Origin of the sequence: Bradyrhizobium sp. ISRA436, assembly GCF_029910015.1 — a bacterium.
Taxonomy (GTDB): Bacteria; Pseudomonadota; Alphaproteobacteria; order Rhizobiales; family Xanthobacteraceae; genus Bradyrhizobium.
On sequence record NZ_CP094519.1, the window covers coordinates 5941542 to 5965862 of the forward strand.

The 24321-nt window shown below is 60.4% G+C and carries 23 protein-coding genes, 1 tRNA gene and 2 pseudogenes; 7 read left to right on the forward strand and 19 right to left on the reverse strand.

The features are described from left to right. Window positions 1-16: 16 nt before the first annotated feature. From MTX23_RS27705 to MTX23_RS27740, 10 genes and pseudogenes are all read right to left on the reverse strand, one after another. Window positions 17-250: a hypothetical protein gene (locus MTX23_RS27705; protein WP_280973318.1), complete on the reverse strand. Its 234-nt coding sequence runs from the start codon at window positions 248-250 to the stop codon at window positions 17-19. Next, on the reverse strand, window positions 250-3594 hold the full coding sequence (locus tag MTX23_RS27710; RefSeq protein WP_280973319.1) for an autotransporter domain-containing protein: 3345 nt from the start codon (window positions 3592-3594) through the stop codon (window positions 250-252). Before MTX23_RS27710 ends, MTX23_RS27705 begins: the two co-directional genes overlap by 1 nt. Window positions 3595-4256: 662 nt before the next feature. After that, window positions 4257-4564, reverse strand: a pseudogene (gene eutB / locus MTX23_RS36450) (ethanolamine ammonia-lyase subunit EutB). Window positions 4565-4572: 8 nt separating this feature from the next. Continuing rightward, a complete protein-coding gene (gene eutB, locus MTX23_RS36455) occupies window positions 4573-4695 on the reverse strand; it encodes an ethanolamine ammonia-lyase subunit EutB (protein WP_348637522.1) in 123 nt (40 codons plus the stop codon). 27 nt (window positions 4696-4722) lie between these two features. Further along, window positions 4723-4875 carry an ethanolamine ammonia-lyase subunit EutB gene (eutB, locus tag MTX23_RS36460; RefSeq protein ID WP_348637523.1) on the reverse strand — a complete coding sequence of 51 codons (153 nt, stop codon included), beginning with the start codon at window positions 4873-4875 and terminating at the stop codon, window positions 4723-4725. 33 nt (window positions 4876-4908) lie between these two features. Next, complete coding sequence (gene hisN, locus MTX23_RS27720; RefSeq protein ID WP_280978218.1) at window positions 4909-5697, reverse strand: histidinol-phosphatase; 789 nt, start codon at window positions 5695-5697, stop codon at window positions 4909-4911. Between the two features lie 96 nt (window positions 5698-5793). Beyond that, a complete protein-coding gene (locus MTX23_RS27725; protein WP_280973320.1) occupies window positions 5794-6060 on the reverse strand; it encodes a hypothetical protein in 267 nt (88 codons plus the stop codon). A 288-nt stretch (window positions 6061-6348) separates the two neighbouring features. Beyond that, window positions 6349-7122, reverse strand: coding sequence for a hypothetical protein (locus MTX23_RS27730; protein ID WP_280973321.1), 774 nt, complete (start codon window positions 7120-7122; stop codon window positions 6349-6351). Window positions 7123-7199: 77 nt separating this feature from the next. Then, window positions 7200-8474, reverse strand: coding sequence for a HipA domain-containing protein (locus MTX23_RS27735; protein ID WP_280973322.1), 1275 nt, complete (start codon window positions 8472-8474; stop codon window positions 7200-7202). Further along, window positions 8449-8772 carry a helix-turn-helix domain-containing protein gene (locus MTX23_RS27740; protein WP_280973323.1) on the reverse strand — a complete coding sequence of 108 codons (324 nt, stop codon included), beginning with the start codon at window positions 8770-8772 and terminating at the stop codon, window positions 8449-8451. Before MTX23_RS27740 ends, MTX23_RS27735 begins: the two co-directional genes overlap by 26 nt. A gap of 342 nt (window positions 8773-9114) precedes the next feature. Between MTX23_RS27740 and MTX23_RS27745 the strand changes: the two are divergent. The 3 genes and pseudogenes from MTX23_RS27745 to MTX23_RS27755 all read left to right on the forward strand — a co-directional run. Then, window positions 9115-9664, forward strand: a pseudogene (locus MTX23_RS27745) (transposase); the annotation flags it as partial. A gap of 555 nt (window positions 9665-10219) precedes the next feature. Further along, a complete protein-coding gene (locus MTX23_RS27750) occupies window positions 10220-10375 on the forward strand; it encodes an ATP-binding cassette domain-containing protein (protein WP_280973325.1) in 156 nt (51 codons plus the stop codon). A 1154-nt stretch (window positions 10376-11529) separates the two neighbouring features. Then, window positions 11530-12099 carry a YopT-type cysteine protease domain-containing protein gene (locus tag MTX23_RS27755; protein ID WP_280973326.1) on the forward strand — a complete coding sequence of 190 codons (570 nt, stop codon included), beginning with the start codon at window positions 11530-11532 and terminating at the stop codon, window positions 12097-12099. Between the two features lie 540 nt (window positions 12100-12639). Here the strand turns inward: MTX23_RS27755 and MTX23_RS27760 are convergent. The 9 genes from MTX23_RS27760 to MTX23_RS27800 form a co-directional block, all read right to left on the reverse strand. After that, window positions 12640-13557, reverse strand: a complete 918-nt coding sequence (locus MTX23_RS27760; RefSeq protein WP_280973327.1) for a BTAD domain-containing putative transcriptional regulator — start codon at window positions 13555-13557, stop codon at window positions 12640-12642. Window positions 13558-13561: 4 nt separating this feature from the next. Beyond that, on the reverse strand, window positions 13562-14476 hold the full coding sequence (locus tag MTX23_RS27765) for a TauD/TfdA family dioxygenase (protein ID WP_280973328.1): 915 nt from the start codon (window positions 14474-14476) through the stop codon (window positions 13562-13564). A 136-nt stretch (window positions 14477-14612) separates the two neighbouring features. Continuing rightward, entirely contained in the window at window positions 14613-15806 is a 1194-nt protein-coding gene (locus MTX23_RS27770) for a PLP-dependent aminotransferase family protein (RefSeq protein ID WP_280973329.1), read from the reverse strand. Beyond that, window positions 15799-16917 carry an alpha-hydroxy acid oxidase gene (locus MTX23_RS27775; protein ID WP_280973330.1) on the reverse strand — a complete coding sequence of 373 codons (1119 nt, stop codon included), beginning with the start codon at window positions 16915-16917 and terminating at the stop codon, window positions 15799-15801. The genes MTX23_RS27770 and MTX23_RS27775 overlap by 8 nt, the downstream gene beginning before the upstream one ends. A gap of 5 nt (window positions 16918-16922) precedes the next feature. Beyond that, entirely contained in the window at window positions 16923-17933 is a 1011-nt protein-coding gene (locus tag MTX23_RS27780) for an amino acid--tRNA ligase-related protein (RefSeq protein WP_280973331.1), read from the reverse strand. 3 nt (window positions 17934-17936) lie between these two features. Then, entirely contained in the window at window positions 17937-18950 is a 1014-nt protein-coding gene (locus MTX23_RS27785) for a hypothetical protein (RefSeq protein WP_280973332.1), read from the reverse strand. A gap of 59 nt (window positions 18951-19009) precedes the next feature. Beyond that, window positions 19010-20305, reverse strand: a complete 1296-nt coding sequence (gene aspS, locus MTX23_RS27790; RefSeq protein ID WP_280973334.1) for an aspartate--tRNA(Asn) ligase — start codon at window positions 20303-20305, stop codon at window positions 19010-19012. Between the two features lie 76 nt (window positions 20306-20381). Then, window positions 20382-20450: transfer RNA gene (locus MTX23_RS27795), tRNA-Thr, on the reverse strand. A 373-nt stretch (window positions 20451-20823) separates the two neighbouring features. Then, window positions 20824-21192, reverse strand: a complete 369-nt coding sequence (locus tag MTX23_RS27800) for a hypothetical protein (RefSeq protein WP_280973335.1) — start codon at window positions 21190-21192, stop codon at window positions 20824-20826. A gap of 100 nt (window positions 21193-21292) precedes the next feature. Here MTX23_RS27800 and MTX23_RS27805 point away from each other — a divergent pair, with 100 nt between their 5' ends. The 4 genes from MTX23_RS27805 (at window position 21293) to MTX23_RS27820 (ending at window position 24210) form a co-directional block, all read left to right on the forward strand. After that, window positions 21293-21577 (forward strand): hypothetical protein, encoded by a 285-nt coding sequence (locus MTX23_RS27805; protein ID WP_280973336.1) that lies wholly within the window; start codon window positions 21293-21295, stop codon window positions 21575-21577. Window positions 21578-21849: 272 nt separating this feature from the next. Next, the gene (locus MTX23_RS27810; RefSeq protein ID WP_280973337.1) at window positions 21850-22242 is read left to right on the forward strand and encodes a hypothetical protein; all 393 of its coding nucleotides are present in this window, start codon (window positions 21850-21852) and stop codon (window positions 22240-22242) included. Between the two features lie 925 nt (window positions 22243-23167). Continuing rightward, window positions 23168-23605 (forward strand): hypothetical protein, encoded by a 438-nt coding sequence (locus tag MTX23_RS27815; RefSeq protein ID WP_280973338.1) that lies wholly within the window; start codon window positions 23168-23170, stop codon window positions 23603-23605. Between the two features lie 134 nt (window positions 23606-23739). Further along, window positions 23740-24210 (forward strand): hypothetical protein, encoded by a 471-nt coding sequence (locus MTX23_RS27820; protein ID WP_280973339.1) that lies wholly within the window; start codon window positions 23740-23742, stop codon window positions 24208-24210. Window positions 24211-24321 lie beyond the last annotated feature (111 nt).

The following is a 24321-nucleotide window of genomic DNA, read 5'->3' on the forward strand; positions in this document are numbered from 1 at the left end:
GCCTGGCTCAGGCAAGTCAGCTCGCCATGAGCAATTTCTGGCCCCTGAAATGCCATGCATCGGCGGCATAGGTCTGTCCGCCGCAGACCCTGGATTCCCACGGGCATCGCGCCTGGACAGCCAGCGCTTCGTTCATGCAGCCTAGCCCCGAATCGCCGGCGGCGTTTTTTGTCGACGATATCTGGATGGTAACCAACATGACTCCACTGCGTGTCGCGCGCCTGGCGAAAAATCGATTGACCATGCGCATCAGAACTTCGCGCTGAAGATGGCATTGAGTCCGTTCTGGGTAATGCCGGAGCCAAACTGGCCCTGGTAGGCGATGCCAAGGGTGCTATTGCTGGAAAGCTGGAAGTCCAGACCCGATTCAACGAGTGCCACGTCCTTGCCGATGGATAAGCCCGAAGCTGCAAAAGCGCTGGACCCGGCAGCAAAGCTGGCCGTCGACAGTGGAATGCGATCACCAACGGCATGGCGCCAACCAATATCGGCTCGGGCAGTCGTGGCGATTTGGCCAAGTTGAAAACGCCTGGTCGCGTAGACGCCGAGGGTGGAGAGCGTCGTTTCCATCGTGTTAGCTTGAATATTTAGCGCCGCTCCGCCCAAACCCCTCTCGCTAAAACCATCCGTCGCGACACGAACATGGGCGAGATTGGCATAAGGCTCGATCACCGACCCGTTGCCGACATGGACCTTGTAGCCCAGCTCTCCGAAAATCTGGAAAGTGCCTGCATCGTAATCCGAGATCAGATTGTCATTGAACCCCGGGAACCTAACATTGCGGCTCATCTCAAGATCGTGCCATGTATAGGCAAGACCTGAGCGGAAGGCGATGGCCCCTTCTGGAACGGTCCACTCGGTGCCGGCATAGGTGCCGAACGTGTAATTGTCGCTGCGGCCCGACGACGAACGACCGCTAGCGTTGAAAGTAGAACGGCTATAGCCTGCAAATACACCGAAACGCCAGTCGTCAAGTACCGACGCGTCGATACCGGTCATGACGCCGCTAATGCTGGATCTGGTGCTTGCAGCATTGCGATCACCTGATTGGGTCGCCCATCCGCCAAAGGTAGAACCCCACGCTGCATAAGGCTGCAAGTCATAGGACGGCAGGTCAAGGGAAGCAGCGCCGATAGCACCGATGGCAGAGGCAGAATTGCCGCCTGTCCTCTGCCCGGCACCATAACCCATCACCGCCATCGGCGACGACGGCGCCCCGCCAAACGCCTGTTCGAGACGGTTATAGACTGCCGAACGTGCATAGAAGCTGTCATTGACACGCCTGCCCTTCTCCGACGCATAGACGGACGGCGAAAGCTGACCCAGCGCAGATGTCACCACCGTGCCGTCGGAGGCGGAGAAGTCGAGCGCCGCGACGAGCGGGTGCAGTCCCAGAGCAGCGTTGCCAGCTACTCGGTCGAGCGCCGCGCCCACCTGGCGGCTGCTGGCATCAGCCCCATAACGCGAATAGGCATCGGTTGGGCGGGAGAGTGTCAACGCGTAGGTATTGTCGCCCTGGGCTGTAGCGCTCGCCAGCAAGGTTGGCGATTGCAGCGATGCCGTCACGTTCGTGAACGAACCCGTCAGATTTGTTGCATTCAACCATCGATTAGAGGAAACGCTAAAATCGTTGCCATACCAGCCACGCAGGGGCGTGATCGCGAGCGCACCGTCGAGCGTCGCATTGCCGCTCACCACGAGGCGGCTGAACGCACCGATATCGTTCACCGCAACCTGTAAGCGACCGGTCGAGGTTTGCAGATAGTCGCCATTCACCGTGATGCTGTTGTCAAGACCATCGATGAGCGGCGCGACCGCGCCATTATTGGTGAAGCGGCCATTGGTATTGAGGAGATAACTGCCGTTGCCGGACAAGGTTGCGCCTTGCGCGACGGTTGCGCCGTACACTTCGTGATTGCCGGTAAACAGCACGGCGCCACCAGACAGCTCCAGCGATAGGTTGTTGCGTCCAACGATGTTTCCTTCATAGCGGATTGCAAAGCTTGCGTCGGGCCGTCCCGTGGAATGACCATTCGCGTCAGGCGCCATGCCGAAGGTTAATTTGGTCAGGCGCGGAGAACCGTTCTCGTCAGGCTGGGCGTAATCAGACAGGATGTCCCCTGACAATGTTGCGCCACGCATCACATTGATCTGGCCCACATAACCATTGTTCGACATGTACATCGCGGCATAACTACCGGCTAGGCGCCCGGTCAGATCATACGTGCTGACGAGCGGACCGTCGATTTCGTTCAGCATCGGCGCCGGACTATTGCCAATCGTGTGAATGTACGAGCCACGATATTCACGGTCATTGCCCAACACATTGTTGCCAAAGTCGAAACTTGCCGCGATGCCATGCTCGCCGAGAGCCTGCACGTCGCCACGCTGAGTCAGTGTGTGATCCTTACCATAGGCGAACATGACGCCGCGCCCATAGGCGCCGTCGGCGTACACGCGGGTTCCGGGCGGAACCATGATGTGATTGTTTTCGCCGTCGACGCGGATGCCGGCCCCCCCTGCTCCTTTCGAAAGCAGGTCGGCGCTCTGGAGCAGAGTGTTGTGGCTGCCATAGACGTGCAGTCCGAGTCCGCGCGTGGCCGTGTTGTATGTATCTGGCAGATAGGCGGTGCGGTCGGCTTTGCGAGCGAAGAAGGGATTGTCGTTTACCAGATTCTGGCCGTTTCCATAGATGGAGTACCCGAACAAATTGCGCCGATCGATACTGTAACCTATATCTTGAAACGCGGCGATCTCCGCTTCCATCAGGGCGGTGTAGTTCCGGTATCGCTGATGGCTCATCAAACTGTTCTTTAGTTCGCTGTGCGTCATGCTGTCCTTCGATCGCAGCGGAATACCTGGCATGGCACCGGCCATCACTTCGCTCACATGCTCCCCTTTGAAATAGCCTTGATCACGTCGCAGATCGAAAACGTCGGCAGCTGGCTGGTTCGGGCATTGGGAACAATGAATCGCCTGCCCCGGCTGAGCCTGTTTGCCATTGTCATCGTACAAATGACTCGTCCACCGATTTATCGTTTCGGGAAAATACAGCCCGCCGGCACGACCAATGAAGTCAGCACCCGTCATGCCGAGCAGATGCGCGTTCTCGTGCACGCTAACGGCTGAAAGGTTTGTGCTCGGTGTCATAGACACTTGGGACGGGATGTAAGTGTGCGGTGAAAATCCCATCTGGCCGATGCCGATCGCGCCATGAGCACCAGATTCAAGTTCGCCCGGATCCTGACCGGTGAGCGCAGCCTGCACCTTCGTGCCGGCTCCATGAGAAGGAGACATGCCCCAGGCATTGTTATCGTAGTTCGCGCTGATACTAATAATCGCTGGCGATTGACCAGGGATGACCTTGATGATTTCAGCCCAATACTGAATCCCGGTAAGCACCTGATCTATCTCCCAACGGGACAAATTGCGCGATGAAGATCCCGGATCGGCCTCGTCGGCACTGAGTATGCGGACCCGCATGAACGGCACACCGCTCGAATCACCGACATCGTAAATTTCAACGGCCCTGCTGGGCGAGCCGAGCAACGCGAGAACCGCCAGCACGGTGATTGTGATCGTCTTCGTTCTCATACTACACGTTCTATTTCAGAGCTTTGGTTGCAGGTGTGCTATGTCGTCCATCTTCGGGCGCGAGTGCGCGCTGATGCGCGAGCGAAGCGCGGCCGTCATTGGTCAAACATTGGCCGCGAGCCTTCGCGGCCATAACCTGACGGCAGCGCCGCAATATCAAAGCGGCCGCTCCTCTGTGGCGACCTTGATGGATCGAGATCCAAGAGGCGCGTCGTTGCTATCTCCGATGTCTTTGACAGCAACTTCCTGGAGCTCAGACTCTGGACGCATCACGCTTGCCATTTGCAAACCGCTAAGCTGCGGCTCGCGATGAGCGGATATCACCGCCTGATGCCTGCGTCGCCGGCGCGGCGTCGGTCGTTTCCACGGTACCGTCAACAATGCGAGCTCCTATTATCTCCGATCGCATGAAGGTCCTGTATTCCGCAGGGGAGACTCCCGACAAAACAGCATCCTGCACGCAATCGGGCGGCAGTGGAGCAAAAGCCGGGCCAATCCCCTCACGCTTGCGCACACGTGCAACGGGCCGAACGCACCATGCACGCGCGGCAGCCCTTGTGTGTGAAAGCAGGCACCAGCTGTTCGGCGCCCGCCAACCTTGTCGCGAACTCGCCATTGCATATGGACAGGCGCGTTCGCTGCGACGGCCTTCAAGGCCGTCGTCACACGGCCAGACAGCAGGTTTGCGTCGGGATCGATAGGCGGCTGCGCAATTGGTCCAGCAGAGAAACGATCCGGATATAGTCATCCACCGTATCGGTAGCTGGATTGACCCCGATCACTGCGTCACCGAGCCCATCGACGGCCAACGTGGCAATGCCATAGGCATCATCGGTTGGGTGGTTGGATTGCCCGTCGAAAGCCGTCCCATGAGCCGGATCGTCGAGCGAAATGTCGTGACCACTTCCCGTTTCGACGCCACCGAGATCAGATCCTGTAATCGCATGATCTTCGAGACCGCAGCGACCATTTCAGGCGTCAGGCCGGCGCCACCGCCTCAAGCTGCTGTTGGCCGGTTTCGGGCTTCAGCAGCCATTCGCGGAATTCGCCGACAGTGAGCGATGAGACGATCGCAAAGACCGCCGGATCATGTCGATCCAAGGTCAGGCGCCGTTAGTATCGGCCGGATCAGTTCGTGAGCGGCAAATCGGCCAGCGCCATCTGGGCCGCAAGCCGCTCGGCCGGACCGTCAGCGGCGAAGCCGACAAGCTGATCGCTCGACCGCTCGGGCGTCGCCTTGGTCATGAGATCCCTGAGGTCGGCAAAGCCGAAGACCGTCACTTTGATGGTTGTCCTGTAGGGCAGGATCGGTGGTTATCCCTGGATCAAGGCGAGCGCTTCGGCATGAAGCCGCGGAGTTGCGGTTGCCAAGATGCGCCCTTCCGAGCGAATCGAGAGCGGGCATCCCTCCCAATCGGTGATGCAGCCGCCGGCGCCCTGCACGATCGGCACCAGTGCCATGTAGTCATATGGCTGAAGCCCCGCTTCGAGAACGATGTCGCAGTGTCCCGACGCAAGCAGGCCATAGACGTAGCAATCGCCGCCGAAACGGCGCATCCGTGCAGCTCGCGATAGCCGCTCGAATGGCTCCATCTCGCCTTTGCGGAACATGTCAGGCGATGTGGTGTAGAAACGCGCGTCGGTGGCGCTCTCGCATGCGCTGGTCCGTGCCAATCCATCGCCGAACCACGCCACGCCGGGCTTCGCCATCCACCGCTCACTCGTAAAGGGGACGTCGATCAGGCCGCAGAATGGTCGCTGCTGATAGGTCAACGCGATCAGCGTGCCGAACAAGGGAAAGCCGCTGATAAAGCTCTTGGTGCCGTCGATCGGGTCGACGATCCACGTGAACGCTCCGCCGGGCTTGGCTCCGATCTCCTCGCCGATGATGCCATGCTCCGGAAAGCGCGCCTCGATCCTTTCCCTGAGACGCAACTCAACGGCTTGATCGGCGATCGTCACCGGGCTGGCATCAGACTTGGCGAGGACATCCAGCGGCGTGCGGAAATAGGACAGCACGATGGGCCTGACCGAATCCGCAAGCTCGGCGGCGAATGACAGATAGATATCGGCATCGTCTGCCGTGACGGCATATTGGACCATTAGAGCGCCCTCAGGAACGGCGGCCATCGCGGATTCATTTGCGCCAGGTGCGGTCCAGCCACACGGCGTGCCGGTCCGGAGCGCGCCAAGATAGGCTCAAGCAATCCGCTTAGGCGGCTCCAGGCTCCCGCCCGAAACGTCCTGCGCCTGCCACCAGGATTTCAAGAGTCGTTTCGCGACCGCGGTGGGATCATCGTCGTCGCCAAGGGCGGCCTGATACGCAACGCCACTATCTTTGAACTTGTTAAGCAGCACGTATCCATCCTCGACCTTGTATTGTCCTTCCGCTATCTCGCCGGTATCGCCCTTCGCGCCCGACGGGGAGCGAACGATAACACTAAGGCTGCGATATTCATGCGGCATTTGGACACCTAGATATGTGATTGGTCTATCAACGCGCTGCCGATCAAACGTGGCGCGCGAGGTGCGATACGTGTTCGTCAAACGCTACGACATTGCCCTTCCACCTGATCGAGCATGACCCGTGAAGGAACTTCGTGCGGCTGCCCAGGCACCTTTCAGGCAGCGGCTGATTAACCCCATTGCCTGACCAAAAGCTGACGGCCGCGATCAATTTCTCGAAGTCGGGAACTTGCGGGCCCGATGCACTCCAGTCAACTTAGAACAGCGATGCTACAAGCCTCAAACTTGTCAGAGTTTTGCAGCTGCGCAGGCAGTCTTCGTCTTTGTCAAGGCGTCCACCAATCGCGGCGACTTGATCGACCTTGCCGCCACGTCAGCAACTGCGGGTTCAAGGCTGAAGGGCTGACCGCCAAAAACAAAGACAACTTCGCCATCTTCGATTGACGATCTCAGCCCTCGGAGGTTGATTGGGTAGTCGGCCCCGTCCACTTTACTCGGCCGTGAATACGCCAACCCGATTACATTCTTGGAAATAACTAGCTCGAGCGAAAACGTGCGGGTGGCGATCAATTCGATCAGGTTCTCCGGCAGAGGTTCATTAGGCTCAATATCGATGCCGAGAGCTGCAATCCTTTTCGTCGCTGCCATAGCGGCGGCTACGACTGTATCGTGGTGTGCCAAAGATCCGACGACGCCGGCTGGCCAGATCGGAACACCGAAGCGCGTCTTAGGATCGGCATTGGTGGGACTACGCAGTGGCAGGTCATTCGTGCAAGTGCCGGAGATTGGGCCTGTATCCCGGTCAAAGCTGTTGACGCTCAATGCTGAGCTTATTGGTTGGTGGTCCAGGTCCAGATAGTTTGCGCCTTTGCCGGAGTGACTAGGATCACTCCAAAACACAAGCATACCGAAGCTAGCGGGACGAATATCTCGGGCAATCGCGATTGCCTTTTGCGATGGCGATACGACAGAAGGCATCTTTGATACGACCGTCGCGGTCGCCGACTTCAGAGAACGAGGTGAAAGATGCAAACCGGCGGAGACGACTACAACAGAATCCACCGGGCCGACGCGACGTACACGGAGCGTTCAGAAGCGCAATCGGCGAGCCCGCGGACTAGAGCCGAGGAACGCCAAGCTTAGGAGTTAGATAGGGAAGGCCTTGGAAAGTGGACGGGATCTAGAATCGGGCTCATTTCTTCAATTTTAGCATCGATCAATTTGAGAACGGCGGCCGGAACGACATCCCGCTCTGGGAGATTCCACCAATGGTCGTTTAGCGACGATACGACTTCCTCGACAGCCGAGATGACCGCCGGTTCGGGTAGACGCGCGCGGTTGGCGAACTTGCGCCAGCAGTCCGGAGTAAGCGCTTTGAAAGACTTCTCTCCTCCGAGAGAGAGGGCCATATCGTCCTTCGGAAAGTAAGCAGTGGTCGATAGGACGTCATAAACGGGGGCGATAGCCGGGGTGCAACCGTCACCCGGGTATATTGTGGACCAGTTCTTCAAGTGCATGTCGCCATTGCCGACGAGCGCGGCAAGGGCCAGTCGACGAACGAATTCGAGTGCGGCGTCGGTCGAAACCGCCACGTTCAGCGCTGAGGCGATGTCGTGGTATGATGCGGCATCATATTTTTTGGATGGCTGCCGGCCAAAGACCTGAGCGAAATCTTCGATGTGAATTCGGGCGCCTTCCGGCCGCCGGTCGAAACGCTTCACCAGCAAGACCTTGCCGGTCGACAGAGTATTGAATTCTTCGGGAATTCCCTCGAAATCGGATTTATCGACAAGCTCGCGCTCGGGCACATCCATTCCGAGGATTTCGGACATTGCCAAAATGGCGAACTCGTTTTCCGACAATCCGATAAGGTTGGCCGAAGGGAATTTTGCGATGTACTGACCTTGCTCGTCGCCGATGGGCAAAGTCAGTCGGCCCTTGTCCGTGTTTTTCATCACAGAAAGCTTCATCTGAACTCCCGCTAAGGAGAACCGAGCTTTGATCTCATGTGGGTTTTCTTGAACCGCTATCGTTGTGCTGCCGTCGCTCGGCACGACACGCACCGCGCCTGGCAGGTCCTCGCCAAGCGCCGCCAGGAGGTCGAAATCGTTTCCTTGCCTCACTGTGCCCGCGTGGTGCTTTTCCATCGCCTCGCGAAGCTTGTCCTCGGGCAGCATGTTCGCGAAGAATGCCGGCAGTATGTGTGCTGCGGGCTTCGGATCTTTACGAAGGCCGCCATCAGCGGAGCGGAACGAGAGGCTCAATATCGGGGGCCGCGCCATAGCTCGATAGGTCGGATCCAGACTGAACGCATTGAAATCACCCGGCGTGCGCACGAGCGTTCCAACCTTGAGTTCTTGAAGGAACACGTCCAGCGACTGAATGGTGTCAGGGGCGCGGACCCGGGTGCTCATCATCATCATCCATGTCGGTAGTGAATGCCGGCCGATCTTCGTCTTCGGATGGACGAAGGAGTGCATTGACGCCGGGTACCGTCGCCTGTGGGATCAGCATCAGCTCCATGCCGAGCGCGCGCGCGACGTTAATCAGCGTGGTCGCCCGTGCAGCGGCGTCGCCCAACTCAATATCGCGGTATCGCGGTCGAGAAATGCCCGCGCGTTCGGCCACCTGCCCTTGGGTCAGGCCCACTTGCTTTCTTGCGTCCCGGAGGAGCCGTCCTAGCTGTTTGATTGCTTCTGAGTTCCGCTCCATGATCTGTTTTCGTATCTTCTAGTGCCTAAAAGAAACGTAAAGGTATCAAAGTCCGCTTGCATTTGTCAATGTCACGATCTGTTAGCGCATCATTTGTCGGCGAGGACATGATGGGCCACGACGCCCTCGAGGAGTTCGGGTGCCGCGGTGATTTCGCACTGCTGACCGGGGGTGATTATCACCCTGAGTGGCCGCCCGCGCGTCGGCGAGCGTGTGGACCTCGGTGGGTTAATCCGCCTCTGGAACGCCCCAGAGCCTGGTCGCGCGCCCTTTATGGATGGCCCGCCCCTCCCGCCGACGTCGGTATAGGATGTCGGTGTTCAGAAATAGAGGGAACGGACCATAGTGATCCTTGGCATCGACCTGGGCAAGCACAGCTGCAGTGTCGTCGGGTTGGACGAGCGCGGGACCATCGTTGTGCGGCGGCGGATGCGTCGCGACGGGGTGATCGCGTTCGCCGCAAGCTGGCGCCTGCACAATGGCGATCGAAGCATGCTGCGGCGCCCATCATACGGGGCGGTGGCTGGCGGCGTTGGGCACAAGGTTCGGCTGCTGTCGCCGGAGTATGTGCGCCCTTACGTCAAGGCCCAGAAGAACGACCATCGCGATGCCGAGGCTATCGCTGAAGCTGCGACCCGCCCCATCGTGCGCTTCGTTGAACGCGAGGAGCAGCTTGACGTTCAGACGCTGCATCGGGCGCGCGACCGCCTGGTCGCCGAACGCACGTCATTGACGAACCAGATCGGGAGCCTTCTGCTAGAGCGTAGGCACATCGTGGCGCAGGGCCACGCTCGACTACGCCACCTTGCTCGGCGGACTGCTGGATTGCGGCTCCGGCACGTTGAGCCGGCGCATGACGTTCCTGCTCGGAGATATGCACATACGCTGGGAAGGAACTGGACCGGCGCATCGCCACCTTTGACGCTGAGTTCTCTGCCATGGCCCGGGCCGTAGGTCGACTCTAGCTGTTCTCCATGGCTCAATTTTCTAGATCAATAGTACTGGAGAAAAGAACGACTAGGATGTTCGAATCTCGCGGTATTTATCTCTTGGTGTCGGCCCTGGCCGTCGCTTTGGCCGCTAATTCGTTCAGAGGCGCGGACACAACCAAGATTGTCGGCGGAGCGGTCCTTGCCTCCGTCGCAATCGCCATCCTCAGCTACAAAAGTTGGCGAGTGGAGCAACTGGCGCGCCATGACTGTAAGGCCGCTGCCTTCTATTGCCTCGATGGCGAGCCATAATCGCGCCCTGGATACTCCACGGCTGTATGTCCGCTCAGCGGGTCCTAAATCCGCGTAGAGTCGCGAAGGTGCTTCCCGCAGAATAAAGCGAGCTTTGGATTTGCGACACTAGCGCAGTGGTCCAGTCCAACCATGGCACTCGCACCCTGACCGCTTGCGCCCATGTCGGGAAGAGCTTTACCAACTGTCATGACGCCGAACGCGTCGTGGCCGTCGACGATGTCCAGCTCGATGTTGCCGCGGCGGAATTCCTGGGGATCGTCGGCGCATCCGGCTCCGGCAAATCCACCTTGCTGTGGCTCGTCAACCGCCTGCTCGATCCGCAGCGGCCGCCTCATGCTGGAACGCAAGGACGTCCGTAACGTCGATCCGGTTCGCTCGCGCCGGCGCATGGGCTACGTGTTCCAGAGCGGTAGCTCCAACGCGCTGGCGTTGAGGATTTTGAAATCACCTAGCGCCAACCGAGGAGCAAGGATACGACAAGGACAGCGAGCACCGGCAACACTGGTACGACGATGTCGCAACAGAAGCCTAGCGGGTTACTTTCATTGGGTCGCTGGAGGGCTAAAGCGTGGATAATGAGCAGACTTATCTTTGCCCTTGCATAGAAGCCGCAGCGCCTTTGGGAGGCGCTGCGCTTTTCCGCCTGAGTTTGAGTGCCCCTCAGAAGGTGAAGGTCACGTATCGTGTCGGGCGCGCCATTTGCGCACAAAACCGCGAACATTTTCATTCTCGGTCTGTCTGCGGGCGGTGGCTGCTTGCGGGACATCCTTGCTGCCGATGATCCTGATGGCCTCGCCATCGACTGCATCGATGATCGAACGGACATAATCCCGGCGAGCGTTCGTCTCGCCGGTATCCAGCGATCATGAGTCTCGCCAACGCGCGACGGCATTGGTGGCGAAAGCCATAAGATGGTAAGAAAGTCCCCCCGGGACCAACCAGTGCCGACTGAAGTCCGGCTGCTCGCACCAGCTTGTTCAGGATCGCCATGGCGTCCCCGTCCCCGGCAGGGCATGCCGCGAGAGCATCGCAGCGATAGCCTGTCGGTGACGTTCCGGAATCTGGCAGCCTGCGCGCGGGAGGATCTGGCACAGCGCTCCGCCGCGCCACATCAGACATTGTCAGAAGTCCGACAAAGGACGTTTTTCAAGCCGGACGACAGCTGCCCGTCAGCTCGCCATCAGCTTGTCTGGGTATCCTCGCAGCAGGGCCTAAGCAGCCCGAATTGATGCGTAGATACTAGCGCAGCACAGAAAGGTGAATCGTCATGTATGATCGAATCAGTGGCTTATCCACACGCGTTAGACAAGCTGACGAACCGAGCCAGTCGGTGGATAGCGGCAGATTTACGAAGATAGTTGCAGATCTCGCGCCTCAGTGGAGCTCACAACCGGGGGAATTGCCTGACAAGATGGGAGCCTGCTGCAGCAAGCCACATACCTCGGATGCAAACGTTCACACTTCTAGCGCCTCCGACCCCAGTACATCCTCTTCAGAGAGTTCGGCCACCTCCTTGTTCGAGTACAGAACGGCCGGCCTGCGTGATGCGAATGTGGACGGCATCTGCGTTGGGCTGACTGCGGAATGGTTCCGCCATCTTAACAACAGCCCATCTACCCGAATGAGTGCGCTCACACCCGGATCGGGAACGCATGCCTCAGCGGCTGAACGGCAGCAGCAATATCAAACTCTCAAGGATTTGTTGCGGAGGAGGGGAGCAGGATCTTCTCAGGCCGACCTTCAGGCACAAAATACCATGTTGGAGGACGCAGGCTTGGAACCGGCTGGAGAAGAGAAGAGATTCGCATTCGGCAAGTCTTCGAACATCAAGCGGATGGTGAACGAAATCAACGAAGATGGATCAAATCATTTGCTCAGCTTGTATTTCGCCGAAGGCGGCGCACACACAGTGGCGACGTCGGCCTCGAATGGAAGGACCACGCTTTTCGATCCTAACTATGGAGAATTTACCGTTCGATCAGATCCGGACGAGATGGCTTCGTTATTCCAAAGCCTCGCTAATCGTTACAGGAATCCCAACGGGCAGCATTTGTCGACGATCACGACGCAAAGGATGCAGTGAGCTGGGCCTTTCAGGCCGCTGGTGATTGACGCCTCCTGTGAAGGCGCGGATGCGTCGGCCGTCGCTCGCGTTCGGTCGTGGCGTCGGGGCCAAATCTGCAGCGGATAGCTAGCTGCATGCCGGCTGGCGAGTGTGCCGGCATCGAAAGCGGGGGTGCCGGTCCTCGCGATCCGTGACGGCCGGCACAAATTGCAATTCTGTTTCGTTGACCAGCTGCGGTTGCTCTCAACTGACGTCGCCAAGAAGCAATTACCCCGGCGACAATGCCGTCCGCTTTCGAACCACGCGCTTGATCCAGTCCGACTGTGCGCAGGGTACTCCTTGTTTCATCCGTCGGAATGCTCGTAAGGCGGATATCGCTAGGTTGTCTGACGAAGCAGACTTCATATTGCGCAAGGGGCATACCGATTGGAGCACTGCGAATCGCACCGATCGATTTGTGAAAGCGAGCGAAGTAGGGAGCTCATGCCTCGCGACGATGGCGACAGGCACGGCATTGCATTGAACTCCGCTTCAGCGGCATCTATTGGACCCGACATCTCACCGTACCGGACGTTTGGCGTACCCGAAGAAGCTGCGCTTTATCGCGCCGACGTCAATCTCGAAGCTGATAGGATTCGGCGGATCCGACGTGAGCCCCCGCAGCAGGTCGACCATTTCGGCAGAGGGTGCAATGCCGAATTCACGGCGCAGCACCAGTGCGAGCGCGCGGAAAGTCTTTACGGCGTGCGATCGGTTGCCCATTTGCGAAGCGATCTTCATAGCAAGCGCCGTAGTCTCCTCATCGCCAATGTCAACCTTCATCGCGCGCTCGCACCAATAGAGGGCGCTCCTGCGGTCGTTCTCGTTGAGGCAGGCGAGGATGAGGAACTTCAGCGCCGACAGATATTTCGAGCGCAGGCTTTCCCGCTCCTCAATGATCCAGCTTTCGTCGAGGTCGGGCAACAGATCTTCCCTGTAGAGCTCGACAACGCGCTGCACCCTCAGCAAGTCGGCGGCGAGTATCTCCGGGTGCGAACAGCAATCGTCGAAGACGGTCTCAAATTCGTTGGCATCGATATGCAGAAAGGAACGTCGGGGCAGGCTGACGAAATTGCCGAAGGATTGAATCAGTCTCGCAGGCACGGCCGGGTGTGCGGAATGCAGCAACTGGTTGATCCGGAACAGTGCTACGCGAACGTTGCGTCGCGCCTGCTCGCCGGGCATGCGTCCCCAATATAGTCCCGCGAGGCGATCACGCGGAATCTCGCTGCCCGACCGGCGCGCCAGATACGCCAGGATCGCCGCCAGCCGCGCCGAGATGTCGACGCGGTTGCCGCCGACGCCCAGGCTGAAGGTGCCGAATAGACGGATGTTGATGGCCGGGATCGCGCTTTCGCTGGGGCATTCCTGGGGAGTGGTGACCTGAAGTCTCGAAACCGATGCTAGGCGTAGCTTCACGGGAGCTTCTGCACGCATGGCTTTACCTCCAACAATATGGGAAATGCTCTCGCGCACGAACGGCAGACGTACCACCTTCGGCACCGTAGATGCGCAGGAGCCAGCGGTCGCGGCCGTCCCAGCGCGGTTGGAAATCGGGACGCATGTGCAAAGTCCGCCAGTTGTCCAGGATGACGATATCGCCGGTCTCGATCGGGAGGTGGTGGACCAGCCTCCTGTCGGCCAACGCGCGCGCCATGACTTCCAGTGATGCACATGCGGCAGCCGTTGTCCCGCGACAAAGGGCCTGGTTGTAGCGGGAGTAGAAGCCGCCTTTGCCGTCCCGCACCAGGATTGGCACCGAGCGGGCCTCGGTTCGATCGCGGAATGAATCGGGAGCGCCCACCACGAACTGCGGCTGCAGTAGCGCCTCAACTGTCGCCGGATCGAGACTCGCGAGAACATCGACCAGCCTTACGAATGTAATCGGGATCGACGGCGAATCATGGATGACGGCCCAGCACAGCCACCGCGGCGCCGGCGACCTGACGGCGTTGCGCTCGTCGCCGATAGCGCGATAGGCGCCATCGGCATGCCACAGCAACTCCTTTGCCCAACCTTGCGAACTTGCCTCGCCGGTCGCGGCAAGACGCGGGCAGACGTGACGAACGATGCGGCCGTCGTTCTCGCAATCGTAGGAGAATGCCTGCAGACCTAGCACGGCCATCACACCGACCACATTGGCCAGCGTCAGGCGCAGCGACGACATGTCAGGATCGCCTTCATAAGGTGTCGGAGGCGATATCGGATCCCTCGGAAGCCCGCGCAGGTGGATCACATCATCGCGCTGCAAGGCGGTTGCGATCTCTCCGATCTGCGATTGCCCAAGCATTCGTTGCAACCTGGCCGCGGCGCCGCTTTCCCAGCGCTTGGGATCGCGATCGGGATCCGCCTCCATGAACGCTTCATGCGCCGTACCCGCGTTGCGGAGCGATGGGTGCAACAGCAAGGGCAGTGAGGCTGCGTTCGCGCGCGGCTCGCAGTAAACCGCCAAGTGACCGCCCAACGCCCCTGCTGTGCGACACTCGAGTTCGCTACCCAGTAAACTTGCCATTGGAAGCCTCCAAGTCCGCGCCTCGCGAACGCTGCCGTCCGTTTGCCAGGATGTTCTGCAGGATCTCGAGGCCGGATCTGAAATCGCCCGGGTCGAGCGCGTGAAACGGCAGACGCAGGAACAGCGTCCCGCTTCCCGGCTGCCCCTCGGATGGGAAGAACGCGGAGCCTGGTGTCATGATCACACCGGCCGTCGATGCACTGGCGATGAAAGCGGGCTCCGAAAGATCGGAATTCACGGTAATGCCGAGGAAGTAGCCACCCTGTGGCAGGCACATGCAGTCGCGGCCGAAGATCTCGGAGGCACCGCCGATCGCCGCCGCCCATTTCGGCCGGATCAGGTCGCACACCCGCACGATATTCCGTTCGACCAAGCCGGCGCGGAAGCACTCCGCTGCAATCGACTGGCAGATCGGGGCGGGCGACAGGTAGGTGTCGGTCGCCAGCTCGGCGAGTTGTCGCATGAGGGCCCCCGAGCCGATCGCGTAGCCGATCCGCAATCCGGGGCTCAGCGTCTTGCTCAGGGAGCCGATTGTGACGACACGGGCGCGTCCCGCAATATCCTTGAACAGCGGCTGGGCAACACCTTCGAAGCGCAGTTCGCGATAGGGCGTGTCCTCGATGACGAGAACGTCGAACTCGGCGGCCAAGTCCAAGATCTGCCGACGTTTGACAAGACTCGTGGTAATTCCGGCCGGATTCTGGAAGTCCGGGATCAGGTAGAGCGCTGCCGCTCGAAGGCGCTTCATCTGCTCAGCCAACATCGCAATGTCGATGCCGTCGCCCTGCAGGGGAACGCCGACTACCCGTGCGCCGTGCCGGCCGAAGATGCGTATCGAACGGTCATAGGTCGGTTGCTCGACCAAGACCGTGCTACGCTCGGGCTTGACGAGTATTGCGGCGAGTAGGTCGAGCACCTGGAGCGAGCCGTTTCCAATGAAGACCTCATCCGGGCTCACCCGGTTTGCCTCGCCGATGGCGGCGCGCAACACGCGGTCGCCGAGATATCCGTTCGAAGGCGCGTACTGGAAGAGCTGCTGCGGCGGCCGGTCGACGAGACTGCGCGCGATGACACCGAGCTCCTCCGAAGGAATTGCCTCAGATGGCGGCACGCCTCGCGTGAAATAGATGGGCGACGACGCGGGGTTTCGAAACAAACTGGCCGAACTACGCATAGCTATGTACCTCCATGGATCTGTAGCCGGACCAGAAGCGCGGCGAATACGCGGGACGCACGATCGACGCGTCGATGGCGTCAATACCCGGCAGATTCAACTGTTGAAGGGTGCCCCTGAGCTCGGCCGCAAGCAGCGCCAGCACAGCTGCCACACCCTGTTCGCCGGCCAGATGAAGGCCCCACAGATAGGGGCGGCCGATGCACACGGCGCGTGCACCTAGCGCAAGCGCCTTCACGACGTCGCTTCCGCAGCGGACGCCTCCGTCGAGTAGGAGCAGAAACTGGCCGGGTACCGCAGGCGCGATGTCGGCGAGGGCATTCAGCGTCCCGCTTGCCGCCTCGAGCTGACGTCCTCCGTGATTGGAGATGACGATGCCGTCAGCGCCGGTTTCGACGGCCCGCCGTGCATCGTCCGGATGCAGAACGCCCTTGAGCAGGATCGGGATCCGCGTCAGGCGGCGCAGCCACTCGACATCCTTCCAGGTCAGCGGCAATCGGGCGATCCTCGCATGGCCCGCGCCCGGTTTGCCTTCGACACCGATGCTGCGCATGATGCCGAAGTCGACGAATGCCGGCGTCACGAATCCTGCGCGTTCGGTGCCGAGGCGGCGCGCGGCAAAATGTGCATCCATGGTGACGACGAGAGCTTCTGCACCATGCTGCTCCGCCATCCTGACGAGGCGTTCGACATGTTCGCGCGATTGGTAGGCGTAAAGCTGGAGCCACCAGGCGCCGCCGGCGGCCGCGGCAATCTGGTCCATCCCGAAATGGCTGTCGGTGCTGACGACCATGAGTGTTCCGGCGGCTCTGGCAGCGCGCGCGCAGGCGAGCTCGGCGTCTTCATGAAAGAGGCGTTGCGGACTGGTCGGCGCCAGCAACACGGGCATCGTTAGGATGCGGCCGAAAAGCCTGCGGCTGGTTGCCGGCGAGGAGCAATCCTCCGTCGCTATGCGCGGCACGAGGCTGACCTGGCCAAAAGCATCGCTATTGGCGCGGACCGCGCCACCGTTGCCCGCGCCGCCGGCTAGGTACGCCCAGTACTGCGGCGCCATTAATGCCTCCGCCGCTCGTTCGAAATCCGCCACTTCGAGCGCCCGCGCGATATCCATGGCCGTTACTCCGCAGCGGCTGCAAACCGGGGGACGATCTTGGCGTTCGGCCCCTGGTCGTGCGCCACCCGCAAATCGAGAATGCTTTCAGCCCCGGCGCAGTAGCGAACGAGGCGTTCGAGGCCGAAGCCGAGGCCGCCGGTCTGGATGGCAGTGCGACGTTTCCAGTCGGCGTAGTGCGGATGCGGTTCCTCACCGAGAGTGCGCGCCTGGGCGAGAATCGCGTCCGCGGAGTCCGGACGCAGACCACCGGTTGCGACCTCGCCATATCCGTGCGGCAGGATCAGATCGTAGGTGGCAAACAGCCCGTTCGGAGTCCGGAGATACAATGAGTCCCGAACACCCTCCGGATACTCGGTCAGCCAGAACGGTGCATCGGCCGCATTGGACAATGCGGTCTCCTCGGAATGGGTGAGATCGCCGGCCGCATGAGGATTGCTTGCGCCTCCGACATGTTGGACCCGCTGTCGCGCCGCGGCGAACGGCAGTCGCTCATATGGCACCCGGCCGAGCTGGGCGATCCGGCGCTCGGCTTCCTCCGGCAATTCGCCGCGGGCGCGGCGCCGTGCCAACAGATCCGTGGAGAAATCCTGCAGCAGGGTCTCGATGGCGGTGTAGACATCATCGGCATCAGTCGTCTTCCACTCGATCTCGACCTGGAAGAAGCTGTAAAGATGCCGCCGGGAAATGTCCTCACCGGCCATCAACAGGCGAACGCAAGGCGCCACGCAGTACACGCGATCAAGGTATTCCAGCGACAGCTGCTTCTCGACGCAATGGCTAACCGGGAGATAGTAGAACTCCGCGCCTCGGACGACGACGCCGTCAGGACCCTTGGACACCTGCGGCCGTGTTCGGTCGCCAAGGACCGCGATGCTGTGCCTCGCTCCGGGTTCGTAACGGTCGGACAGGATGGCGGGAAGGATCTCGTCGAACTTGCCGCGGCTGAGCGAGTGACGCAGCGAAGCGAGCACGTCCGCGGTCCACGTGTAGGCAGCATCAAATTCGGTCGACATCATCTAGCTCCATGGTTGGGATGTTGCGGAAAGAGCGGAGGCGTCGGCCTCGAGGCAACCGGCATGGCTCAGGGCTGCATGCAGCGCTGCGCGAGCCGCCGAAGCGACGTCGCGGCGGAGAAACGGGCTGGAATCAAGCATGCGCCGCGACAGCGCATGGACATATCGAAGCAAGGGCGCAGGATCGAGCCGCTCCGCCGCTTGATCCAGAGCAACCCCGAGCAGGTCGAGTTCGATCGCAAGTTCGGCAGGATCGTCGCCGCCAGCCTTCTTGTGGATTTGAATCCCTGGCGGCCCGTCTACCCGTCCGGTCAAGGCGCTTACGATCGACATGCAGGCCGCGACGTCGCTCTGAATGCGCTGCAGGCTGATCCGTACGTGATCCAGACGCGGCACGCGACCAACAATGAAGGCGAGCGCGAGATCCGCCTCGCGCTCGAGCGTGCGGCTGCCCGCATCGTCGGCGCGACGTGCGATGGATCGAATGGCAAGCAACACGTCATCCGGCGTGACCACGCCGGCGTTGCTTGCCTTCATGGCGCCATTTTCGACATCGACCGGTGCAACCGCAATGAGCCCAGCGTCGTCGCGCCGGCCTGCCCCCACGGTGAGAGGTCTGGAAGGAGAGTTGCCGCTCGAGCCTACGTCGAGCGGGACCAGGCGTCGCACCGCGCGGCCGACATGCAGAACGCGCCAATCGTGCAACGTCCTGACGTCGCTCCATGCTGGAGGGACGGTGTGCACCGCGGACGAGGTGACCGCGAAGGCGGCGGCGTCGCCCGGTAGAACTGACGAGCTCAGCAACCATTCATCGTCCGGTCGGACATAGACGCAGGTTGGCGCTGCAATCGCGCCGGCGATCCAGTGCTGCCGGGTCAGCCAGCCATGCATTTCGCGGCACAATTGTCTCGACCGCTCTGGGGTGGTGGCGACAGGCTGTATGCGGATCGCGCGGCAGCCAAGGGGTGATCGCGCAGCAACACCGACGGCCAACGGGAGATCGAAGCGCGCCGCCACGTGCGCGGCCAGTGCCCTTTGGATCGGACCTCTCCTGTTCGCGAGCGGACTTTGAGCCGTCATGGCATCAAGCCCTCCGGTCCGCGGAAGACGAACGAGACATCGGCGATGGAGGAACAGCCGAGGAGCATGAACAGGAAACGATCGATGCCCACGCCAAAGCCGCCATGTGGCGGGCAGCCGTGCCGGAACATCGTCAGGTAGAACGGAGCCAGATAGCGGGCTCGCGTTTCCTCGTCGATGCCAGCAGTCTCGATTTGCGTCGCTAGATTGCCGAAGCGATGCTCGCGCTGACATCCCGAGGTGATCTCCACGCCGCGCCAGAGCAGATCGAAGCTGCGGCTCGCCTTGCGCGAGCCATCGTCGCGCATCGTGTAGAAAGGCCGGTCGTCCGCCGGATAATCGGTGATAAACACGAAGTCGGAGCCAGTACGCTGGCTCAGCTTCTTGCAAATGATTTGCTCGTCCTGAGGCGACAGTCGATCGGTGCGGAGCGCGAGTGAACCGTTGCGCGCTATCGACAGCGCCTCTTCGAACGAGATGCGCGGAATCGGCGCATCGATGCGGCTCACCGGTATTTCGAACTGGCGCTCGATATCGTGACCATGGAGCCGCGCGAGTTCCTCCAGTAGTCCGCAAAGCAGGCTCTCCTCGACGTCCATCAGGTCGTGATGCGAGGAGATCCAGGACAGTTCGACGTCGAGACAGGAAAATTCGGCCGCGTGCCGGTTTGTCTGCGACGGCTCTGCGCGGAAGACCGGACCGATCTCGAACACGCGGCCAAACCCGGCAGCCATCGCCATTTGCATGTAGAACTGGGGGGACTGCACGAGGCAGGCGGGTTCTCCGAAAAAACTGAGATTGAACACAGCCGCTCCCGACTCGCTTCCAGCGGCGGTGATCTTCGGTGTTTGGATCTCGCGATACCCCTGCTCTAGCAGCGTCCCGCGCAGCACATTGAGCAGCGTGGTTCGGACCGCGCAAATAAGTTGCTCACGCGGTTCACGCATCGTCAGGAACCGCATTGCGGGAGACCTAGCTGATGCTTCGCGGAGCGCGCATGGCTCGGCTACGGTGAGCACCGCAATACCTAACGCCTCGAGTTCGATCTCCTCGCCGCGCCCGGCCTTAATGATGCCGTTGACACGAATCGCGCTGTTGCGGGTCAGTGAGTGGACTTCTTCCAGCAAATCCTGTCGCTTGCATACGATCTGGATCGCGCCGGTACGGTCGCGGAGCGACAGGAAGGTGACCTTCGGGTATCGCCTAATATCCGCGAGAAAGCCGTGGAGGGTAACAGTCTCTCCAACGAGTGCCCGGCAGCCCGCAATCTCGAGCGGGTGCGGCGCTTCCACATATGGCGTCCTCGACTTTACTCTCGGGACAGACATCCTCGTCGACTCCACAGCCAGTGGCGAACTACGTCGATGTTGGCACGCCCAGCGGGACTCGAACCCGCATCTACGGTTTACAAGACCGTGGCTCTTGGAGACTTGGCGTCGAAATAGGCTTCGAGTCTTCCAGCATTGCGCCGCGCCAGCTGCGAGTTCCCTCAACGATGACTTCGATACCCAGCTAGCATGGGTGGGGCCCAGTCATCGAAAGCTGGCCAAATTGTTGAAGCGACCCGAATGTTCTTGCCTCGTCTCGTTTCCATTGAGCTATGGGCGTATAGTTCCAGAGCATTGATCTTCGCGGCGAAACTTCCGCAACTGGTGGAGTTCGCCTTTGTTAGGCGATAACGGTGCAACCTTGGCGCGGTGATGCACCGTTCGACTTGTTCTTGAGTCGATCCATCGGCGCTCGGATCGATCTCGTCTGTTGCGCCTTGGCCTGTCGATAACGGCTGATCGATCGGCCGCGGCTAAGATGACTAGCGACGAATCGCAGCTGTCACAGCTTCCGATGTCAGGGCTTCGGACACGCGGGTCGGCAACATGCCCGCCAGTGTGTTTGACATCTCTGTAGCGAGTGTCAGAGCCAGCTCAGGCAGCTTGGCCATTGTGGCCAACGCCTGTGTCAGCGCCTGTGTCAACGCCTGTGTGAAGCCCTGTGTCATGGATTGTGTAACGCTGGCTGTAACGCTCTGTGTCACGGACGCTGTCTGCAAGACGGATGTCAAAGCCAGTGTCGCGCTCTTTGTCGCCGAGGCTGTCACGTCTCTTGTGACGGCTTCTGTCATCACTTGTGTGACGGACTTGGCGGAAAGAATATCAATCGCACTCTTGATCGCTTCTGCCATCTTATTCACCTCCTTTCGTTACAAAGTCTTGCAACGGGCAAATACCGACATTCCGGTATCTCATTCGCAAGCGTGGGCAGGATATCGTGGACTTGATTCGATGCCGTTTCAGATATGTTTCTGGCGCGCTGAAAATCGAACATTCATCGTCTCGCGATTCATCTGTGCATACGCCGCGTATCGCGCGGCGAAATTCGCCGGCTCACCACCTGCGCTTTCTCAAATGGATCGAGCCGGCGCTCGCGACCCGGACGATGATGCCGGATCAATCAAAACCGAGCGCGATCGCTCGAACACGATTGGCGATCCGGACTCTTCAATCACCTCAGCTCAAAACCGTAACTGCAATCCTCAAAAAATTCTGCGTCATTCGAAAGACAGCTAGCACGAAATGAAGGCAACCAAGATACACGCGAAATGCGTGATGCTCAATCTAAAATTGCCATGTCGCCATTCAGGTCCTGACCAAGCCGGGTTGGATCGGCCGCAAGAAGGCCTGCAGCGCAGCGGTGTGGGGGGAGAAGCGCGGTTTCCGGACAACGATAATCGAAAGCAGATTCGTCGAGGGCACGAAACGTTCGACCGAAGAGTCGGGCTTGGCGTCGGAGTGGACAACTGGCGGCGCGGCACGCCGCGGCGGGTTCGAACTTCAACCTCGTGCTCGATGCCGGCCTCGGCGCCACGCCTTCGGAGATTTTCGACATTCGCACCCACGGCTTTCCGGGGACGCGCTCGCCGAAGCAGGCGTGGCCCGAACCCGACTCCCGACCGGAAATGCCTCTCGACCCGCCCCTTCAGGAGCTCGTCGATGCTGGTCGCATCGATCGATGCGCCGCCGTCACCATCGCCGGCCGCAGCCTTGCAGTGCCTTCGACCGAGGCCGCCGCGGCCGCAATCCAGGTGGCACAGGCTTGCCAGGCCGTGCGCGACGGCGGCTTCTTCGATCTGGCCGATGTGACGCTGGTCAATTGTCGTCGTGCGACAGGCCGTCGGCACGCGTTGGCCAGGCCGGGAATCCTGCCTTTCCTGCAGGCCAGGAGCGAATACTGATCGCATGGCGGTGACGGAAATACATCGATGCAGCGCGAGGCTTCGAATGCGGGAGTGCGGCGTGCCGCGAAGCGATGTTTTCGTTCAGCCCGCCGGCGGCACGAACTCGGCCGGGACGCGTCCTGCGGGCACCGAGGCCAAGACCGCGCCGGAGCCGGAGGAACACCAGAAAGTTGGAGGGGTCGCTCAGGGTGTCGGTCGACTTCCTTGGCGAGGATTCCGAGAGGATCGCCGAGATCCTGAAGGGTGCGAGCGCGAAGGCCGTTCGGACGAAGTGAGCCGAGCCAGGCCAGACTGTCCCAAGCCGCTCTTTCAGGCGCAGTCTCGCTGCCCCGGCCGTGCGTCTGGGTTGGCGATCAGAGCAGGGTCGACACGAGCACAGTCCAGTGGTACAAGCGTCGCACTTGGCGCAGAGGCAAGTGGCTGTTTTTGCTGCAGTTTGACGGATCGTCCCCCAATCCTTTCCTGGGCACCATCGCTCCGCGATGTTGTTGGTTTCGCTGAAGTCCTTGTTATTCAAGGGTGATCGACCGTCTCAACTGGTACACAGAGACGGTACACAATGCTTCTGCGAATGGCCTCTCCGATCTGCCGCGACGGCTCGTCCGTTCATTACCTCCGAAAGCGCGTTCCCGCTGATCTGATCGACAAGGCGGTCGGCTTGGTGCTGCGCGTCCCCGTGGGGAATGAGAAATGCGGCGGTGCAGGTCGGCCGCACCGCCACAATCAAGGTGTCGCTACGGACCCACGATCCTCGGGAAGCCAAAGCGAGGCAAGCCAAGGCGCTCAGTGGGGCTGCGCAAGAGCACGCAAAGACTGCTGCGGCAAAGCGGTGGCTTCCTTGGCTGTGCGCTTACGGCGGCGCTCGGATTGGCGAGATGGCACAGCTCCGGCGCGAGACGTTCGCCGCGAGGGTGATCACTGGGTGGCGATGATCACGCCAGAGGCTGGCCCGGTGAAGAACAAGGAGGCGCGGGAGGTGCCGCTGCATCCCCATCTCATCGAGTTGGGCTTCATCGAGTTCGTTACGTCGTCGGCCAAAGGCTATCTATTCCTGACTGTCGCCAAGAATGCGGAAGTGCAGGGTAAGCTGCGGGCATTGAAGAACCGGCTCGGGGAGTTCGTGCGGGGTATCGTCTCCGATAAGCGTGTCGCACCGAACTACGGCTGGCGGCATCGCTTCAGCACAAAGAGCCGAAAGCATGGACTGGATCAGGAAAAGCGACGCATGATCACCGACCACGCTGGCGAGCGTGTAGACGAGCGAGTATACGGCGATCCCGCAGGTCTGTACGCCGAGGTTTGCAAGCTGCGGCGCTACCAAATAGTCCAAGAATCGCGCATTCTTGACGCGGCTGAGTAAACGCCCGAAGTGATCAAGTCATGAGTTCGGTGGACAACCAGAACACGTCCGCCAATTCCCTTGTATGCCCGCCCAAGTTGCGATCTGCTCCCGTTCCTGTGCGATTGTAGCTCGTCATTTTGAGGTAATTTGCGATGGATATCGACCTTCCCGGCGTGGGCTGCGGTTTCGACGATCTTCCGCTCGGCGGGTTCTTCATGGCGAGGCGCAGTGAACCAGTCTTCGGGATGTGCGTCACTGACGGCCACACCAAGAGCGCGATCGTATTCTCCTCTGAAAAGCACGGCCGACCCGTATCGCTCGCGGTCGGTGGCTTGCCGAATGACCTGATCGTCAGCTTCCCTCGGGCCGTGATGAGAGGCGATCTCTCCAGCATAGCAGACAACCAGTCTGTCCCTGGAGCAATCATCAGTGCTGCCGGCGAGTTCTACATGCGTGCTTACCTGAACTTGGGCGACTACTACACTTTCAATGTTCGTAGCGGCGCGTTGGAGAGGCCGCCAGCGCATGCGAGAGCCCTTGTGTTTGCCGGCTGGCGTGTAGGCTTTTTGACGGACGGCAAGTTCGATCCGATTTTCACCTTTCCATTCCAGCCGAGAAACTGACCGATGACTGAGAAGAAGCCACAGATACCGACACCGTCACCCGCACAGAGGAACCACACCTCCGAAACGATCAAGAAGAACTTCGTTCCGCAAACCGGACGTGAAGTGCAG